The sequence below is a fragment of the Mannheimia sp. E30BD genome (assembly GCF_041807785.1).
In the GTDB taxonomy this organism is placed as follows: domain Bacteria; phylum Pseudomonadota; class Gammaproteobacteria; order Enterobacterales; family Pasteurellaceae; genus Mannheimia.
Genome location: NZ_JBGTYX010000005.1, coordinates 1 through 19,815 on the forward strand (window position 1 = coordinate 1; position 19,815 = coordinate 19,815).

A 19,815-nucleotide genomic window follows, 5' to 3' on the forward strand; every position below is an offset into this window, starting at 1 on the left:
TCTAGCGGTCACTTCAGCAACAAAAAATTCAAGAAGCTTTTTCTGCAAAGATTTCTTTAATTTACAATGGGTTATCTTCATTTTTGTAGTATAGCAGTGATGCTAATCTACTACAGCCCCAAATCTAATATGTTTTTCAATGCCACATACAGCATGGTTATTAGATAGGAGAGTTAAAGATCACTACTTTAGGTGCTTCCTCCATAAACTTTTCCACTTGCACCGTTGTGGTATTTGGTGCATTACCCTGCCCGAGTTTGGAAGATCCTTCGTTACGAGTGAGTACATTCGGGTTGCCGTTTTTACATAATGGCGATTTGGTTTTGCCTAAATCTTGCGGATCATACCAGCCACCTTCGTATAAGGCAACTGTGCCTTGAATAATACCATCGGTAACGACTGCTCCTGCTAACACTTGCCCTCGTTTGTTAAAAATTCGCACAATATCACCGCTTGTAATGCCTCGTTCAGTAGCATCTTTTGTATTAATCAGCACAGGTTCTCTGCCGTTCACTTCGTAGTATTGGCGGAGTGAAGAATAGGCTAATTGGCTGTGCAAACGGTATTTAATATGTGGGGTAACTAACGCAAGGGGTTCAGCTTCGTTTGTTTTGCCTGAATATTCGTGATGTTCAAACCACGTTGGGTGCCCTTTGCAGTCATCATAGTTCATCTTCGCCACCGTTTCAGAGAAAATCTCAATTTTGCCTGATGGTGTTGCAAGCTTATGTTTAATTGGATCATCACGATAATCTTGATAGCGAACGAAAGTATTGTTTTGATTTTCTTCCTCAAAACTTAATACTTTGTTTTCTGCCCAAAATGCCTCAAAGGTTGGGAATGGCATATTGATTTTTTCCGCAGCATCGTTGGCAATTTGGTAGAACTCTCTCAGCCAATCCATTTCGCTTTTACCTTCGGTAAATTCTAGCTCTTTGCCTGCTCGTTTAGCTAGTTCAGCAAAAATATCGTAGTCGTTTTTCGCTTCAAATTGCGGTTCAACCACTTGTTTCATTGGAATAATATGCTTAACCACATAATCCCCTGCGACGGTCAAATCATTACGCTCATAGCTTGTGGTAGCTGGTAGCACAATATCTGCCATTCGAGCGGTTGGCGTCCAATAGCACTCGTTCACGATTACCGTTTCAGGCTGCTGCCACGCTTTGACCAAATAGTTGGTATCAGGGTGATGAGCAAACGGATTACCACCCGCCCAATAAACCAATTTAACATCAGGATAAACTAAAGTTTGCCCGTTATAATCGTAAGGCTGATTTGGCTTAAGCAAAGCATCAGCAATGCGTGCCACAGGGAAAAACGGCATATTTGGGTTTGGCTTGCCTGCATTTATTGCCCCTAAACGAATGCCTGAATTGGCGTTCAATCCATCAGTTGAATAACGATAATTTAAGCCAAAACCACCACCCGGCAAGCCAATTTGCCCGAGCATTGCTGCTAGGGTAACTAATGCCCAATGGCTTTGTTCGCCGTGTTGTAAGCGTTGTAATCCCCAGCCCGACATTAACATTGTACGGTTTGCCACAAATGCGTGAGCGAGTTCTTGAATAGTATTGGCTGGAATGCCACAAATTTGGCTCGCCCATTCTGCCGTTTTGGGTTGATTATCGGTTTTACCTAACACATAATCGGAAAATTGCTCGAAACCAACGGTATATTTCGCTAAAAAGTCGTTATCTTGCTTGTTTCCGCTAATTAATGTGTGAGCAATACCAAGTATTAACGCAACGTCAGTGCCTGTATTAATTGGTAACCACTCTGCCTCTAAAAATTGGCAGGTTTCGCTTTTTACAGGGTCGATACAAATAATCCGTTTGCTGCTGGCTTTGATTTTTGCCAGATAATCAATCCCTTCAGGCTCTGCTGATGTCCACGCAATGCGAAGTGTATTCAGCGGATTAGATGACCAAATCACTAATAATTCGGTATTTTCTACAATGGTATGCCAGCTGGTTTGTTGGGCGTAAACTTCGATATTGCCTAACACATAAGGCATAATCACTTGTACCGCACCTGTGGAATAATCCCCTTTGCTGTTAATAAAACCGCCTGTTACGTTTAAATAACGTTGCAATAGCGTACGAGAGGCGTGTAACGAGCCGCAACTATACCAGCCGTAAGAACCACCGAAAATCGACTCGCTGCCATATTGCTGGCGTACACGTTGAATTTCATTTGAAACCAGCTCAAAGGCTTTATTCCAAGAAATACGTACCCATTCATCACACCCACGCAAAGTGGTGTCTTTGTTGCCTTCTAAGTAGCCTTTTCTGACCATCGGATACTTCACTCGCACAGGGCTATAAAGCTGATCAGCGACTACATTTTGTAATTCGTTTTGATGGTTTTTCACTAAACTACCTTCTGATTTTACTACTCTACCGTTTTCAACCGTAACATTTAATGCTCCCCAGTGGGCAGCGGTGGTAATAGTATTTTCTGGTTTGTCGAGAAAAATAAATTTGCCTTGTTCTAATGCTGTGTTCATTTAATACGTGCCTTTTAAATATACAAAATTGAATGGAATTTACTAGATTAAGAGTGAAGTTGCAACTACAAGCGACCACAAAAAGCATTGCTTTTTGAACGTTGGCTTTACAACGGCTGCGAAGCTGTGAACAATCCTGACAAGGATTGTGAATAATTTTTATGGAAAATTTGCAAATAAGAAACCCACCTAAGAAGGTGGGCTTGTTCATCTATTAAACGGCAACTTGCACAATCACATTATCCGCTTTTTTCACATAACTATTGATTTGGTCAAAGTTCATATAGCGGTAGATGTCATCTTTCTCTTGCTGTAATCCGTTTACATAGTTTAAGTACTCTTCTGGTGTTGGTAACTTACCTAACAAGGCAGAAACGGCGGCTAATTCCGCTGAGGCCAAGTACACATTTGCCCCCTGCCCTAAACGGTTCGGGAAGTTTCGGGTAGAAGTTGAAACGACTGTAGCGTTATTTGCAACCCGTGCTTGGTTACCCATACAGAGTGAGCAGCCCGGCATTTCAACCCTTGCCCCACTTTTGCCGTAAATGCTGTAATAGCCTTCTTCGGTTAATAATGCAGCGTCCATTTTGGTTGGTGGAGCAATCCACAGTTTAGTCGGTAACTCCCCTTTCACTTGACCAAGCAATTTACCTGCTGCACGGAAGTGCCCGATATTCGTCATACAAGAACCGATAAAGACTTCGTCAATCTTATCACCTTGCACTTCTGAAAGCAGACGAGCATCATCAGGATCATTAGGCGCACAGAGAATCGGCTCTTTGATTTCATCTAGGTTGATATCAATAATTGCCGCATATTCTGCATTTTCATCCGCTTCTAATAGCTCTGGGTTATCCAACCACGCTTGCATATTAGCAATACGGCGTTCAAGGGTGCGTTTGTCATCATAACCTTCGGCAATCATCCATTTTAATAGCGTAATGTTAGAGTTTAGATACTCGATGATTGGCTCTTTATTTAGCTTGATGGTACAAGCCGCTGCTGAACGTTCTGCTGAAGCATCTGAAAGCTCAAAGGCCTGTTCAATTTTCAGATCTTCTAAACCCTCAATTTCAAGAATACGCCCTGAGAAGATGTTTTTCTTCCCTTTTTTCTCAACAGTCAGCAAGCCTTGCTGAATTGCATAATATGGAATAGCGTGGACTAAATCACGTAAGGTAATGCCCGGTTGCATTGTGCCTGAAAAACGCACTAAAACAGATTCCGGCATATCCAGCGGCATTACGCCCGTAGCGGCTGCAAAGGCAACCAAGCCTGAACCGGCAGGGAATGAAATACCGATTGGGAAACGAGTATGCGAATCGCCGCCTGTGCCTACTGTATCAGGCAATAACATACGGTTTAACCAAGAGTGGATAACGCCATCGCCAGGGCGAAGTGAAACACCACCACGATTCATAATAAAATCAGGCAAAGTATGGTGCGTTACCACATCAACAGGTTTTGGATAAGCTGCTGTGTGGCAGAATGATTGCATAACCAAATCTGCAGAGAAGCCTAAACAGGCTAAATCTTTTAACTCATCTCTCGTCATTGGGCCTGTGGTATCTTGTGAGCCAACAGAGGTCATTCTTGGTTCGCAGTATTGACCCGGACGAACCCCCTCCACGCCACAAGCTCGCCCTACCATTTTTTGTGCTAATGTATAGCCTTTATCACTATCAGAAACCGCTTGAGGTTTAATGAAAACATCACTTTCAGGCAAACCGAGAGCTACTCTGGCTTTGTGGGTTAAACCACGACCAATAATTAGCGGAATACGTCCGCCAGCTCGTACTTCATCGAGCAATACTTCCGTTTTCAGCTCAAATTCCGCTAGCACTTCATCAGAGTTATGCTTACAAATTTTGCCTTGATATGGATAGATGTCGATTATATCTCCCATATTGAGTTGGGTAACATCAACCTCAATTGGCAAAGAACCTGCATCTTCAAGAGTATTAAAGAAAATTGGGGCAATTTTACCGCCTAATACCACACCGCCAGCACGTTTATTTGGAATGTATGGAATATCGTCTCCCATAAACCAAAGTACCGAGTTTGTTGCAGATTTACGAGAAGATCCCGTGCCTACCACATCGCCCACATAAGCTAGTGGGAAGCCTTTTTCTTTCAACGCTTCTAGCTGTTTAATTGGGCCAACCTGTCCGTTTTCATCAGGGAAAATACCATCACGTTCATTTTTCAACATTGCTTGAGCGTGGAGAGGAATATCAGGACGAGACCAAGCATCTTGAGCTGGAGAAAGGTCATCAGTATTGGTTTCGCCTGTTACCTTAAATACCGTAACCGTCAGTTTTTCCGCCAGTTTCGGGCGAGAGGTAAACCAATCCGCATTTGCCCAAGATTCTAATACTTGTTGTGCAAATTCATTGCCTTGTTCTGCACGCTCTTTCACATCGTGGAAATTATCAAACATCAATAAGGTTTTAGATAAAGCTTCAACGGCAATAGGAGCAAGTTCTGGCTTATCTAAGGCGAGTAACAAGGTTTCAATATTGTAACCACCCTGCATTGTGCCTAATAATTTTACGGCATTAGCAGGCGAAATAAGCGGCGATGACGTTGCCCCTTTTACAATATCGGCAAGGAATGCCGCTTTCACATAAGCGGCTTCATCAACCCCCGCCGGAATACGATTGGTAAAAAGATCCAATAAAAAGACCGCTTGTTCAGCCAGTGGGTTTTTCAATAATTCAACCAGTTGAGCCGTTTGTTCCGCAGAAAGTGGCTGAGGCACAACACCCAGTGCCGCACGTTCATCAACCTGTTGTTGATAATTTTCTATAAAATTTTCCATCATCATTCCCTCTCCAACTTTACATATTGGCAATAATGTCTTGTGCAAACTCTGATGTTGAACGTAAGGTTGCACCTTCTAACATTTCAGCAAAATCAAAGGTTACTGTTTTATCCGCAATGGTTTTGGATACTGCTTTTACCACTAAATCAGCCGCTTCAACCCAACCCAAATGGCGTAACATCATTTCACCACTTAAAATTAATGAACCGGGATTACCTTTATTCTGCCCTGCAATTTTTGGTGCTGTGCCGTGAGTAGCTTCAAAAATAGCCGCTTCATAACCGATATTCGCCCCTGGAGAAATTCCAATTCCCCCCACTTGAGCCGCTAAAGCATCAGAAATATAGTCGCCATTTAAGTTAAGGGTTGCAATAACATCATACTCTGCTGGGTGTAATAAAATTTCTTGTAAAAACGCATCGGCAATGCTGTCTTTAATAATGATTTCTTCGCCTGTTTTTGGATTGGTTAAGCTCATCCAAGGGCCTTTATCAATAAGTTTTGCCCCAAATTCTTCTGCAACTTGATAGCCCCACTCTTTAAATGCCCCTTCGGTAAACTTCATAATGTTACCTTTATGTACAAGAGTAAGTGATTTGCGGTTATTATCAATCACATATTGTAATGCTGCACGCACCAAGCGTTGTGTACCTTGTTTAGAAACAGGTTTAATACCGATACCACAATCTTCCGTAAAGCGGATTTTCTTCACACCCATCTCTTTTTGTAAGAATTCAATCACTTTATTAGCTTCAGGCGAACCAGCTACCCACTCTACCCCTGCATAAATATCTTCCGAATTTTCACGGAAAATCACCATATCAATTAATTCAGGGTGTTTTACAGGACTTGGTGTGCCATCATAATAGCGAATTGGGCGTAAGCAGTTATATAAATCCAAACCTTGACGCATTGCCACATTTAAAGAACGAATACCGCCACCTACTGGTGTCATTAATGGGCCTTTAATCGCAACATGATATTGGCGAATAAGCTCTAAGGTTTCATCAGGCAGCCAAGTATTTTCGCCATAGAGTTTGTTTGCTTTTTCGCCTGCATAAATTTCCATCCACGCAATTTTACGCTTGCCTTGATAGGCTTTTTCAACAGCAGCGTCTAATACCGCTTTCATCGCAGGTGTTACATCAACACCGATGCCATCGCCTTCAATAAATGGAATAATAGGATGATCAGGAACTTGGAGTGAACCGTCTTGGTTCAGTTGAATGGTTTCGCCTTGTGGAATTTGGACTTGTGTTTGCATTTTCTCCCCCTTAAATCGAAAATAACGACAAAAAATGAATTTTTACGATTTAATAACAAATCAACTATAAACAGTAAATATGCAAATGTAAATAAAGAGAAACTTCTCTACATTAAGATTTGTGATCCACCGCACATTTTGTAAATGAATTATAAAAAAATATTGTTATTCTGTTAAAAATCATCTAGTTTATTTACAAACCTAAAATAAAAAAGGAGTATATATGTCAGCAGCAACATTAACGCTAGAAACAGGCGAAAAAATTGAACTCGAGATGAAAAAGGGGTCACTAGGGTATCAAAACGTTGATATCCAACCTTTTTTAAAGCATAAACTATTTGCTTACGATCCGGGCTTAGTTTCAACTGCCGTTTGCGAATCTAACATTACCTATGTAGATGGCGATGAAGGTGTTTTACTCTATCGAGGCTACCCAATCGATCAATTAGCAAAAGACTCTGATTATTTAGAAGTAAGCTATATGCTCTTATTCGGCGAACGCCCTACCAAAGAAGAATACAAAGACTTCGTTCAACTCATCAAAAAACACACCTTAGTACACGAACAACTAACCAAATTCTTCTCCGGTTTCCGTCGAGATTCACACCCAATGGCGGTAATGTGTGGGGTAAGTGGTGCGTTAGCCGCTTTCTACCACGATGCTATCGATGTAAATAACCAAGCCCACCGTGAACTTACCGCAATTCGTTTGTTAGCTAAAATCCCAACCCTTGCTGCGATGTGTTATAAATATTCCATCGGTCAGCCGTTTATGTTCCCACAAAACCACTTATCTTATGCAGGCAACTTCTTATATATGATGTTTGCAACCCCTTGTGAACCTTACGAAGTAAATCCTGTACTAGAACGTGCATTAGACCGAATTTTCATCTTACACGCAGATCACGAGCAAAATGCCTCTACCTCAACGGTGCGTACCGCTGCATCTTCTGGTGCAAACCCATTTGCGTGTATCGCAGCAGGTATTGCCTCGCTTTGGGGACCGGCACACGGTGGGGCAAATGAAGCCTGTATCAATATGTTAGAAGAAATCGGCACAGTTGATCGAATTCCTGAGTTTATCGCCCGTGCTAAAGATAAAAACGACCCATTCCGCTTAATGGGCTTCGGGCACCGTGTATATAAAAACTACGACCCACGAGCCAAAGTAATGCGTGAAACCTGCCACGAAGTATTAAAAGAGCTCAACATCGATAATCCATTATTTGAAGTTGCGTTAGAGCTAGAAAAAATTGCATTAAGCGATCCTTACTTCATTGAGCATAAACTATATCCAAACGTGGACTTCTACTCAGGCATCGTATTAAAAGCAATCGGTATTCCGACCTCAATGTTTACCGTGATGTTCGCTTTAGCAAGAACCGTTGGTTGGATTGCACACTGGAAAGAAATGTATCTACAAGGCAATATCAAAATCGTCCGCCCTCGCCAAATCTACACAGGTGAAACCAAACGTGATTTTGAACCAATGGATAAAGCATAACTTGCAAAAAATCGAAAAAATTAAACCGCTTGTTTCTACAAGCGGTTATATTTTGCATAAAATTTGCAAATTAGGCTAATTTATTTAGCAGCTGTGTTCTAACATCTTGACCATTTTCATCGCTTTTTACAGCCATAATAAATAAGCCTTTTCCTTGACTTAATTTCTCCCAAAGATTGCCAATTAAGGCTTTTTCTTTAGAATCTTCATTACTTTTTAATTGTTCCCCTTTATATTCCACAATTAGAATTCGACCATCAATAAGCTCTACAATAAAATCAGGATAAAAATTCTGATGAGCTAATGGTAAAGAAAACCCTCTTTTTACAGGATTTCTTACCCAATATTTCACTTGAGGCAATGAATCAATCGCAACGGCACAATCAAATTCTTCCCCACTTGCTTTCAACTCTTCAATTTGAGCAAAATAGTGTTTGTTGAATTTGTAACGTCCTACATAAAAAGGCGGTTGTGGTGCTAGTTTTTCTGGTGTAAAACTAAATTGATACTGCTCATTTAGGCAGATTTCTACTTCTTCATTATCACCAAATAGCGTTTGTTGATAGCAATTTTTTTGAGCTAAAGCCCGATAACGATTAATCAAATCTGAAATAGCCCGAGCCAATGCAAATTTATGTTGAACTAACTGCGTTAAAGTGATTTCTACATTTTTCAGTAAATCTGAAATCAATAATTGCAAAAATCTTAACATTATAGGTTGAGGAATATCCGTTAAACGCACTTGTTTATCTAACCAACGGATAAAATCTTGCTCGGTTAGTTCCAGCCAATCATCAGAAAAGCTAAGTTGTTGATTAAAATGGTAAGAAACCCGTTTATCTTCCACATCAATTTCAAAACTTTGGCTATTCTCTTGTAATCTAAAGCCATCAAGTTTGGCGGGGTAATCCAATAAATTCCAACTCTGGTAATCTAATAGCACTTGTGAATCAGCTAAGTCTAACTCGCCTTGAATATTCATACAAAGTTGAGGTATTACTTTAAATATTTCACCCTTTTCGGCAGGAGAAGCGAATATTTCAACTCTATTTTGGTGAATTTGTAATTGTTGCTCAATTTGTTCTTTTTTCTTACCGGTTGCAGTTTGGATCAAGGCTTTTTCTAACTTTTCACTTAAATTACCTTTTACTTGCACTAAAATGCTACCTTCTTGCTCGGTAATTTTGAGTTGAGAACGTTCTGCTTCGCTTAAATCCATCATTATAGGAAGTTGTGTTAATGCTAAAACTGTTGTCGGCGTATAGAATAAATCCCCTTCATTCTCACTAATCCAATTCTCTTGTTGTGGAATGCGGAGCATTTCAGCTACTTCTAATGCTTCAAACCCCATTCCAATCAATTTATCTTGTAAATTACGAGCCGTTTCGCCGAACGATTTAGAGGAAAGATGAGCATAAGCACGGTTTAAATCTTCAATTTGACGGCGTTTAGCATAAGGCATTCGCAATACTCGCCCTAACAACTGCTCCGCTTCCTTACTTGAGGAAACATTTTGCACCGAGCAAAAAATATAGGCAAACGGGCAATCCCACCCTTCTTTCAATGCCTCAACCGTGATGATGTAATTGATCTTACATTGTGGATTAAATAAATCGATATTATCTAATTCGTGCTGATTACCCGTAACAATGGCAATCTCTTCTTCATCAATTTTTAATTCATCAATTAAATACTGTTTTAAGACTTCTACTGTTACTTTGCCGTTTTTCGGCTCAGCTTGGAACAACACAAGCGGACGAACATAATCGCTCTCATACTGTGCTTTTTGTGCTAATGCTCCTCTGTTAATTACTGCGCCATCTATTGCTTGCTGCCAGTTGTGATGTTCGGTCAGCACAATCGGTAATTTGATCATCTCTTCTGATTTTAGATGACTTGCCGAAACGTGATACAACACATTACTCCCTGTTTTTCTATCCGTGTTTGGTGTAGCAGTAAATTCTAAAATAGCCGCCGGGGAAAGTTGAGATAACACATCAAAAGAGAGTGAGGTTCGAGCGTTATGAGCTTCATCAACAATGACCAAAGGTTGATAAGCTCGCAACAAATTTGCAAAAGAACACTTAATTTTGCCCGTTTGTTTGGAGGTTAAACCGTTCTCTTGTAGATCAGTAGTGGAAATCTTTTCTAAATTTGCCTGAATATGGGGTGGTAAACGCTCAAAATGAGCTGTTAATTTTTCATTAAAAGCATAGATTTTTCGCCCATCTTGATTTTCTACCCGAAAATTTTGAATGGTAGAAACAATTACAATCGCCTTATTACCGAAATCTTGTGGGCGAAGTAAATCAAAATCTTCAGACTCAATAACTATTACTTCTCGGTTAAAAGTTTTATCAAGTGCCGCACGGTAAGGGTGTTGTGGATTTTTCAACGCTTCTGCAGTTTGGGTTTTAATTGTGCGAGAAGGTACTAGCCATAAAGTAACAGGGAAATCGCAATCCAAATATTGCTTTGCAATACGGGCAATGCTATGCGAGGCTAACAATGTTTTACCGCCACCCGTTGGAATTCGTACACAAACATAAGGCACATCACGCAAATTACTGTGCTCACTTGGAATCTTGTAACTATATTCAGGTTGGATTTGGCTAAAAGCGGTTTTTGCATCAGATTGCAAGCAAGCCGGAAAATAGTGGCTGACACGGTTTAATGCTTCATTTTGGTAATTTTTTAATTTCATTTTTTCTCCCACTATTAACGCGCTGTTACATCATACGGAATCTGTTTAAATGTAATTTTCTTTTCAGCTAACTGTGCCTCTCCTAAACGACATGCTTCGCCATATATCACAATCTCTACTCCCTGTTGAATAAATTCAGCAAAGTATGGTAACTCCGTCATTAATTTTCGTGTCAGAACATTACCACTCTGCGGACGTTTATCACCTAAAATTCCGTTATATAACAAATAGTAGGCTTTGCCGTTGAAAGTGCCGACAAGCGGTGATTTTCCGCTGTTTTTTTGCAAAGGGAAATGATTTTCTAAATACCAAATATGGGCGGCTAAATCGTCAAAACGAATGTTCGGATTAAGTGAACCGAATGCGTCAAATACTTCCTCGCCTAACTCACAAAAGCGAAACGATCCGCCACCTTGCCAATTTACTGCTTTTGAAATACCGCCTTGCTCACCTTCAATTACTTTTTTCAACCTTGGGACAACATGGGTTTTAGCATGTTCGCCAATCTCAATACCGATATAACGACGGTTCATTTTATGAGCAACTGCTGCAGTTGTACCTGAGCCAAGAAAGCTATCGAGAACAAGATCATTTTCTGATGTGGCTATCTGCAAAACACGTTGAATTAAGAGTTCTGGCTTAGGGGTTTCAAAGAATGCTGAATTAAAAATATTTTTTATTTCATTATTTGCATCTCTTGTTGTTCCCACTTCTTTACCAAACCAGATTGTCTCAGGAATTCTTCCTTCTTGTTCTGACAAATAAATCTTTCTTAAAACTTTTGTTTCATTTTCAATGAAAGAAATTTCACCTGTTTTAACTTTTTCAAAAAATGTATCTTTACTCCAACGCCAACCTTTTTCTGGAGGCGATATAGTATTTCCATTAGGTGTAACAATATCATAACGTAAATTTTCTCTTAAATTGGGACTTCTAAAATCTCCTGAACGCCAAGCTCCTCTAGGATCATTATCTGGATTTTTATAATTAATATTATGCTCCTCTTGTCTTGGCAATAGATTACGTCGAAAACTGTCGCTTTTTCTGAACACTAATAATTGGTTATGATGGATAGATAATAATTTAGAGTCATTTTTTCCTTGAATACTATGTTGCCATACCACATTCGCCACAAAATTCTTCCGCCCGAAAATTTCATCAAGCATAATTTTCAAATAGTGGCTTTCGTTATCATCAAGCGTGATCCAAATTGAACCATCTTCGGCAAGTAACTCTCGCAGAATTTCAAGACGTGGATACATCATTGAAAGCCAAACGGAATGCTCTAAATTATCATCGTAGTGGGTAAATGCAGATTTTGTATTATAGGGAGGATCAATAAAAATACATTTGACTTGCCCGGCATAAAAGGGCAAAAGGGATTTTAGGGCTGATAAATTATCGCCTTGAATAATTAAATTTTGCTTGACATCAGATAAGGTTTCAGCAGAAGCTGAGCTGTCGGCTGTCGGCTGTCGGCTGTCGGCTGTCGGCTGTCGGCTGTCGGCTGTCGGCTGTCGGCTGTCGGGCAATATTATGCGAAAAATCCGGCAACTCACGCAATAGACAATATGGGGTTTGTTTGGCTTTTTTTACGGCTTCTTCTTTGCCGTACCAAGTAAGGGTTGTCATAAAATGCACCTGAAAGATAAAAATGCATTATTGTAACTGTAACAAGCGGTTAAAAAAATAGAAAATTTTGCAAAAAATTGAATAATTATAACCGCTTGTAAGAAAAAAGCACAGAGTTTACTCTGTGCTTTTGTTTTGTCACTATTTGCCGTTAAGCCTCTGTATATTTAGGCTCTTTAAAGACAGTTACTTCCGGCGCTTTACCGGTAAACTTCTCAACTTGTACTATCGCCGTATTTGGAGAGTTACCTTGTGCTAGTTTTGATGTGCCTTCATCACGGGTTAATACATTAGGGCAGCCAAACTTACATAATGGTTTGTCGCTTTGACCTGCGTCTGCTGGGTCATACCAAGCCCCTTCGTGAATAGCAACTGTTCCTTTGATAATGCCATCAGTTACTACTGCTCCAGCGAGAATCTGACCACGAGCGTTAAATACTCGCACAATATCACCATCAGCAATGCCACGAGCGGCTGCATCCTCTTTGTGAATTAAGACAGGTTCACGATCTTTTACCGTATATTTACTACGCAGAGAGGTATGAGCCAGCTGACTGTGTAAACGGTAGTATGGGTGCGGTGTAACTAAAGCCAACGGTGCTTCAGCGGTTACATTACCTGCATACTCTTCCGGTTCCATCCAAGTTGGATGCCCTTTACAGTCATCGTAATTCATTTTAGCAATAACATCGGAGAAGATCTCAATTTTACCTGATGGTGTGCCAAGTGGGTTGAGTAATGGATCGTTACGGAATTCTTCATAACGTACCCATTTTTTCGCTTTATCACTAACTTTAAAGGTGACAGGTTTATTTTCTGTCCAGAATTTATCGAAATTCGGCATAATCACTCGGTTTTTACGAGCTGCGTCAAAGGCGGATTGGTAGAAGCCCTTGAGCCAATCCATTTCCGATTTACCTTCGGTAAATTTATCTTCTACACCCGCACGTTTAGAAAGCTCCGCAAAAATATCATAATCGCTTTTCGCTTCAAATTGTGGTTCAACCACCTGTTTCATTGGGAAAATATTCATCATTGAATAGTCGCCCGACATTGTTAAGTCATTACGTTCGTAACTCGTTGTGGCTGGTAATAAAATATCTGCCATACGAGCAGTTGGTGTCCAATAACATTCGTTCACTATGATTAAATCTGGTTTTTGCCACGCTTTTACCATCGTATTCGTATCTTGATGATGAACTAATGGATTACCACCTGCCCAGTAAATGACTTTGATATCCGGATAAGTAATTTCTGTTCCGTTGTATTGAATGGTTTTACCCGGATTCAGTAACGCATCGGAAATACGGGCTAATGGGAAAGAAGCTTTTGAAGTATCATCTAACCACGTTTTCTCTCCCACATCTCCACTAGCATTTGCCGATATTGCACCAACAATGCCACCGGTTGCCGTTGGCACACCACCATTTGCATAATGGTAACTTAACCCAAAACCGCCTCCCGGTAATCCGATTTGTCCTAACATTGAAGCTAGAGTAACTAACATCCAGTGAGTTTGTTCACCGTGACGTTGGCGTTGCATACCCCAACCACCCATTAATATCGTACGTTTAGAGGAGAAATCAGCGGATAATTGTTTAATTTTCTCTGCCGGCACACCGCAAATTTTCGCTGCCCATTCTGCATCTTTTGGCTGATTATCACTTTTTCCTAAAAGGTATTCTTCGAATTTATCATAACCCGTAGTGTATTTTTTCAAGAATTCTTTGTCGTGCTTATCCTCACTCACTAAAGTATGTGCAACACCTAACATTAATGCAACGTCAGTGCCTGTATTTACTGGTATCCACTCTGCATTTAGATATTCAGCAGATTCATTACGTTCAGGCGTAATACAGATAATACGTTTACCTGTTTCTTTAAATTTTTTGAAGTATTCAATACCTTGTTGATCGGTTGATGTCCACGCATTACGTAGCGTTGTTAATGGGTTTGCTGACCAAAGCACGATAATATCGCTACTTTCAAGTAAAACTTCCCAGCTGGTTTGTTGCTCATAAACCTCAATAGTACCAAGTACGTGTGGCATAATAACTTGAGCTGCACCGGTCGAATAATCGCCTTTTACCCCAACAAAACCGCCGGTTAAGTTCATATAGCGATGTAATAATGTACGTGCTGCGTGTAATGAGCCTGAGCTATACCAACCATAAGAGCCTGCAAAAATACTGGTTGCACCGTGCGTATCACGGGCTGATTTTATTCCTCCGTGAACTAATTCAAAGGCTTTCTCCCAAGAAACTCGAACCCATTCATCACGTCCACGTAAGGTTGTATCTTTATTACCTTCTAAGTAGCCTTTACGCACCATCGGATATTTCACACGAGCTTCGCCGTGAACTTGATCTGCCACAACGTGCTGCAGTTCATTTGGCACAGAAATATCAATAGCCGAATCAGATTTAACCACTTTTCCGTTCTCAACCACAACGGCTAATGGTCCCCAGTGAGCGGCAGTTAGAACCGCATTCATTTCAGCAGCTTTTGCACTGGTTGATGCTAATGCACCCACTACCCCTGTGGTACCGGTTGAAAAACCTGCACCGGCAGCTAAGCTAAGTGATGATTTTTTTAGAAAACCACGACGACTTACGTCAATATTGTCTTGCTTTTTCATAATAAACCTCATTTGAAGTTAAGTTAAAAATAGACACCTTTCTGAAGTCGAGTGGATAAACCATTTCTCGCTTATCCATTGGTAAAGTTGCTAGATCTTTTTGCAAAATTTTCGCAAAAAACGACCGCTTGTTTTGCATCTTTACGGCTTGCTACCATATCCCACATAGAGACTTAGGTTCACAAGCTCGGTATCCTCTAAGTTAAAAATTAATGTGAACTACCTGCAATATCTTTAGCGTTACGTTGTAAATAAATAGTGACCGCTCTGACATCATCTGCAGACATTGATGTTCGATCTTTCATTGAATTTACTACCCCAATCCACTGATTAGCCGTGTAATGACCTGCTCCGATAGGTGCATGGCAACCACTACAATGTGTTTGATTCAAATTATCTCCAAACTGATTTAATGCCATAATATTTGCGGTTACTGCAGTTTTAGGCGCAATAATCTCAACATTAATTTCTTTCCAATTCGAGTTAGTCACATTATCAAAAACCGTGTTTACGATATTCACTTTACTTTGAGCCTCATCAGGTAATAACGCCACCATAATGCGTTTACCTAAATCCATATATACAACAGATTCTGCTCCTTCTTGTTGCCAGCCCTTAATTGTCGCTTTTACTTGCTCCCCTTCTTCTTTCCACTGATGTAATTCAGCATAAGGCAATAACCGAATTTCTCCTCCTTGTGGAAGTTGAGCCGTGGTCATCGCAAGCGTGTAAAGCGTTTTATCACTGGTAGTAAATTCTGCACCATGTTTTGATAATTCCCCTGCTGCTGCGACATTATCTAATTGAATATCTGGCATAAAATGAGCAACACCTTTATGGCAATCAATACAAGTTTGGTTAGTTTCTTGTGCAAGTTTGTGCATCTTCTGAGCAGATTCTTTTTGATCTGACAACACCATAGCATCAAAACTATGGCAACTTCTGCAAGTCATAGAATCATTTGCTTTCATCTCTTCCCACACTCGTTGAGCCATTTCCAGACGATGAGCTTCATACGCTTCCTGATCGGGTAATTTGTTAGTCACAAAAGTGTGCCACACATCTTTTAATGCTATTACTTTTGCTTTTACATAATGCAAGGTATCTTGTGGAACGTGGCAGTCTGAACATTCGGCACGAATACCTTTCCGATTGGAAAAGTGTACGCTTCCTTCCCATTCCGCTTGCGGATGGGTCATTGAATGGCAACTGACACAAAATTCTGTTGAGTTTGTAGCTTTCATTGCATATTGAGAACCACCCAATAAAATTGCCCCCAGCCCCATAACGCCAACAAAAGCCGCTATTTTTTTCATCTTAGACATAACTACCCCCACTAAAAACGCTAAAAATTAAAGACGAAAACATTCTATTAATTAATTAGAGGTATAAACAATAAGTAAAAATGCGTATTAACTCAAAAGAGTTAATGAAGTTTGATCTAAGGCAAAAAATAACAAATAAAAAAAGGAGATAACTCTCCCCCAATATCATTTATAAGAAAACCAAGCTGGTAATACGAATTGTGAATCTGCAAATAGCTCTGGCGCGATAACTGCACTTCTGCCTTGCTGAATTTGATAGATAAGCTGTGGCAAGCTAATGGATAAGTCTTTTGTTTCTGGGTAAGTTAAACCAATTTGGCTATCTGTATTAAAATAATAAGTGCCATTTACGCCATAATGTGGCTGCTGACGAATAATATTTGACACCGCTTTAAAATGGCGAGGAGATACACTTTGCTTCCAAGCATTGGCTAAAATATTGGCTTGATCATAAGCAATGCTGGCTTGTGAATAGGTCGGTTTTCGTTCAAATAACTGCTCATAACATTGACAAAATTGCCGTCCTAGATAGTTATCGCTTAGTCCACTATTAGTACTCCACAACACCCCTTCACAAGGTTGTTCGTGCGGTAAAAATGCAGAAGGTGCGTAAATACTGTAAATAATTGCATTAGTAGGGTTTTCAATAAAGGCTTGATAAAAATGAACAATATCCTCTGCAAAATAAGAGGCAAGCACAATAATCGATGGCGAGACATTATGAATTTGCGTCATCAAATGTTGATAAATCGTTGGATCTTGCTCTAGTTCTATATATTCAACATTCCAACCTTGTTTATGCAAATTGTGCGTTAAATTATCGATACCAATATCCACTTTTTGCCATTTTACGCTCACGATCATTACCGTTTTATTTTGCACAAAATCGGCATAGTAATAACGGTAATATTGTAGAAAATTTAAAATCCCCAAACTGTAAGTAACATCGCTTGCACAAACTTGGAACATATTCTCAATACGCTTATTTGACAAATTTTGTGCAAGTTTATTTGAACCACTATGAGTAGCGATATGCAAATAGGGAATGCCTTCGGTTGCAATCAGTTCGTGAATTTCAGGCAAATAACACGCATAGGCGGTAGAAATCGCATCAACTTCTTGATCTAACAACGCATTGTAAGCCTTCAAAATGCTGGATTTATCTTCTACACAAAAACCAGCTGTAGCAATTTGCACCTCTCGCCCATTAATACCACCTTGTCGATTTATATTTTCTACCGCAAGTTGAGTGCCATTTAACAGCTCTTTGGTATCAATTTGCCCAATACCTTGCTCCACATAAGGTACGCCAAAAATAATAGGACGATGGCTATAATTATTAATCGAAAAAGCGGCAGGCTTATCCATTGCAAGCGGTTGTTTTTTGTTTGCAATTTGCAAAGCGAGTTGTTCGATTTTAAAGGTAGCAAGAAAAGATTGTGCTAATTTACCTGGTGTTGGCAAGCAGATTAAATGCTCGGTTATGGCAAAAACAGCCAGTAAAGTTCGACTTTCAGTTTTCGTTTTAGAAAAAATATTTTCAATATGTTTATCAACAGTGCGCTTACTGATATTCAATTCATTTGCAATTTCTTCATTGCTAAGTCCACTACTTACTAAGGTTAATAACTCAATTTCTCGTTTACTGAGTTCAAACGGTAATTTGCTCTGCTCTGCGTGTATTAGTGCAAAATCTTGATGGCGTTTGAACAGAACTTTTAGCCAATGCTGAGTAGGCAAGCAATAGAAAAAAGATAATGAAGTTTGTTCTGAATAGAGAAATGCTCGAGCATAGAGGCAGAGTTGTTCTAACTGCGTTAAATACGCTACCCCTGCTTTATTTTCCCATTCTAGAATCTCGCCCTGCTTATTTATCAAGCAAGACCATTGATTATTTTCAGCCATTCTTTTTCCTAAGTAAAAATTGCCACGCTAAAATAACAAAATTAACTATTCCAAAAAATGATATAAATCAAACCAACCTGATTTAGTTACAACTTACTATTAAAATATACCACTATATACCCCTTGCTTAATCAGCATTCTCCCCCTACAATAAAACCAATTTTATTTAAGACTCCGAGCATTATTTCCTAACTCTAAAAATTAAAGACAAATTTTTGATATGGAACTTATGCCAGTAACAGCATTGCTGTTCAAAGGATAACTTAGAAATGGGTTGTCCTCTCGTGTTTAGAAAGGTGTCAAATGCAGTCTATTATCCCAATTAAAAACGTGGGTAATGAGATGGTTTCTGGGCTTGTTGATCGTTTTCAGCGTCAATATACCTATTTAAGGCTATCTATTACCGATGTTTGCAACTTCCGTTGTAACTATTGCTTGCCTGATGGCTATAAACCGCCTTCGCATAAGCAAACATTTCTGAGTGTTGATGAAATTCAACGCATCGCTAAAGCCTTTGCTAATCTAGGTACAGAGAAAATCCGTATTACAGGCGGAGAGCCTACCCTCCGCAAAGATTTCGTTGAAATTGCTCATACTATCTCTCAAACTACCGGCATTCGTAAAGTTGCCTTAACCACTAACGGCTACCGAATGGAGCGTGATGTCGAACTCTGGCAACAGGCAGGCATTACCGATATTAATGTAAGTGTGGATAGTTTAGATACTCGCCAATTTCAACTGATTACGGGCGAAAACAAGCTGCAATCGATTTTAAACGGTATTGATAAAGCCTTTGCAATTGGCTACAAGAAAATTAAAGTTAATGCGGTGCTGATGAAGCAGTATACCGCCCCTGAATTGGATAAATTCCTCGCTTGGATAAAAGACAAGCCGATTCAAATGCGGTTTATTGAATTGATGGAAACCGGCGAAATGGATACTTTCTTTCAAGCTCAGCATCTCTCCGGGCAATCGGTAATGACCCGCTTATTACAAGAAGGCTGGCAATTACAACCCAAAGCGATGTCTGACGGCCCGGCAAAAGTGCTTTCTCACCCTGATTTTAAAGGCGAAATCGGCTTAATTATGCCTTACGAGAAAAATTTCTGTGCCTCTTGTAACCGCTTGCGTGTTTCCGCCCTCGGTAAACTGCATCTGTGCTTATTTGGTGAAGAAGGGATTAATATTCGTGATTTACTGGCAAGCGATGAACAACAATTACAGCTTGAAACACGGCTAAAATCTGCCTTACAAGGCAAGCGAGAACACCACTATTTGCATATCGGGGATAGTGGGGTTAGGAATAATTTGGCGAGTATCGGTGGTTAAGAGTTTTATGTTACTTTCTTTGCTTGTGCAAAGAAAGTAACCAAAGAAAGCACACCCTACTTCACCGCTACCTTTGCTTTATTTGAATTTGTTTAACGAAAAAATTTAAAACTCGCCAACTCCGTTGGCTCAAACACTAAATTTTTCCTACAAATTCAAAGTCGCTCAGGCGGTTCAGAAG

The 19,815-nt window shown here is 39.9% G+C and carries 11 protein-coding genes, 1 pseudogene and 2 riboswitches; of the genes and pseudogenes, 2 read left to right on the forward strand and 10 right to left on the reverse strand.

The genetic code is table 11. The annotated features are described in order from the left end of the window. The 4 genes and pseudogenes from ACERCG_RS04570 to icd form a co-directional block, all read right to left on the reverse strand. A pseudogene (locus ACERCG_RS04570) lies at nucleotides 1-81 on the reverse strand (IS1595 family transposase); the annotation flags it as partial. A gap of 79 nt (nucleotides 82-160) precedes the next feature. Continuing rightward, nucleotides 161-2,509: a molybdopterin guanine dinucleotide-containing S/N-oxide reductase gene (locus tag ACERCG_RS04575; RefSeq protein ID WP_373610887.1), complete on the reverse strand. Its 2,349-nt coding sequence runs from the start codon at nucleotides 2,507-2,509 to the stop codon at nucleotides 161-163. Nucleotides 2,510-2,723: 214 nt separating this feature from the next. Next, nucleotides 2,724-5,330 carry a bifunctional aconitate hydratase 2/2-methylisocitrate dehydratase gene (acnB, locus tag ACERCG_RS04580; RefSeq protein ID WP_373611006.1) on the reverse strand — a complete coding sequence of 869 codons (2,607 nt, stop codon included), beginning with the start codon at nucleotides 5,328-5,330 and terminating at the stop codon, nucleotides 2,724-2,726. 19 nt (nucleotides 5,331-5,349) lie between these two features. Then, complete coding sequence (icd, locus tag ACERCG_RS04585) at nucleotides 5,350-6,597, reverse strand: NADP-dependent isocitrate dehydrogenase (protein ID WP_373610888.1); 1,248 nt, start codon at nucleotides 6,595-6,597, stop codon at nucleotides 5,350-5,352. Nucleotides 6,598-6,820: 223 nt separating this feature from the next. Here icd and ACERCG_RS04590 point away from each other — a divergent pair, with 223 nt between their 5' ends. Next, complete coding sequence (locus ACERCG_RS04590; RefSeq protein WP_373610889.1) at nucleotides 6,821-8,101, forward strand: citrate synthase; 1,281 nt, start codon at nucleotides 6,821-6,823, stop codon at nucleotides 8,099-8,101. A 70-nt stretch (nucleotides 8,102-8,171) separates the two neighbouring features. Here ACERCG_RS04590 and ACERCG_RS04595 read toward each other — a convergent pair whose 3' ends face one another. The 6 genes from ACERCG_RS04595 to ACERCG_RS04620 all read right to left on the reverse strand — a co-directional run bounded on the left by ACERCG_RS04595 (nucleotide 8,172) and on the right by ACERCG_RS04620 (nucleotide 18,305). Beyond that, nucleotides 8,172-10,805 (reverse strand): DEAD/DEAH box helicase, encoded by a 2,634-nt coding sequence (locus tag ACERCG_RS04595; protein WP_373610890.1) that lies wholly within the window; start codon nucleotides 10,803-10,805, stop codon nucleotides 8,172-8,174. 14 nt (nucleotides 10,806-10,819) lie between these two features. Beyond that, complete coding sequence (locus tag ACERCG_RS04600; protein ID WP_373610891.1) at nucleotides 10,820-12,337, reverse strand: site-specific DNA-methyltransferase; 1,518 nt, start codon at nucleotides 12,335-12,337, stop codon at nucleotides 10,820-10,822. Further along, entirely contained in the window at nucleotides 12,249-12,437 is a 189-nt protein-coding gene (locus tag ACERCG_RS04605) for a hypothetical protein (RefSeq protein WP_006253436.1), read from the reverse strand. The genes ACERCG_RS04600 and ACERCG_RS04605 overlap by 89 nt, the downstream gene beginning before the upstream one ends. Before the next feature lie 151 nt (nucleotides 12,438-12,588). Next, nucleotides 12,589-15,075 carry a trimethylamine-N-oxide reductase TorA gene (gene torA / locus ACERCG_RS04610; protein ID WP_373610892.1) on the reverse strand — a complete coding sequence of 829 codons (2,487 nt, stop codon included), beginning with the start codon at nucleotides 15,073-15,075 and terminating at the stop codon, nucleotides 12,589-12,591. An 18-nt stretch (nucleotides 15,076-15,093) separates the two neighbouring features. Then, nucleotides 15,094-15,280: riboswitch (molybdenum cofactor riboswitch) on the reverse strand. 4 nt (nucleotides 15,281-15,284) lie between these two features. Then, nucleotides 15,285-16,400 carry a NapC/NirT family cytochrome c gene (locus ACERCG_RS04615; protein WP_373610893.1) on the reverse strand — a complete coding sequence of 372 codons (1,116 nt, stop codon included), beginning with the start codon at nucleotides 16,398-16,400 and terminating at the stop codon, nucleotides 15,285-15,287. A gap of 165 nt (nucleotides 16,401-16,565) precedes the next feature. Beyond that, nucleotides 16,566-18,305, reverse strand: coding sequence for a LuxR C-terminal-related transcriptional regulator (locus ACERCG_RS04620; protein WP_373610894.1), 1,740 nt, complete (start codon nucleotides 18,303-18,305; stop codon nucleotides 16,566-16,568). A 160-nt stretch (nucleotides 18,306-18,465) separates the two neighbouring features. Further along, nucleotides 18,466-18,620: riboswitch (molybdenum cofactor riboswitch) on the forward strand. Between ACERCG_RS04620 and moaA the strand changes: the two genes are divergently transcribed. Beyond that, nucleotides 18,609-19,634, forward strand: a complete 1,026-nt coding sequence (gene moaA / locus ACERCG_RS04625; RefSeq protein ID WP_373610895.1) for a GTP 3',8-cyclase MoaA — start codon at nucleotides 18,609-18,611, stop codon at nucleotides 19,632-19,634. (Overlaps the previous riboswitch by 12 nt.) Nucleotides 19,635-19,815 lie beyond the last annotated feature (181 nt).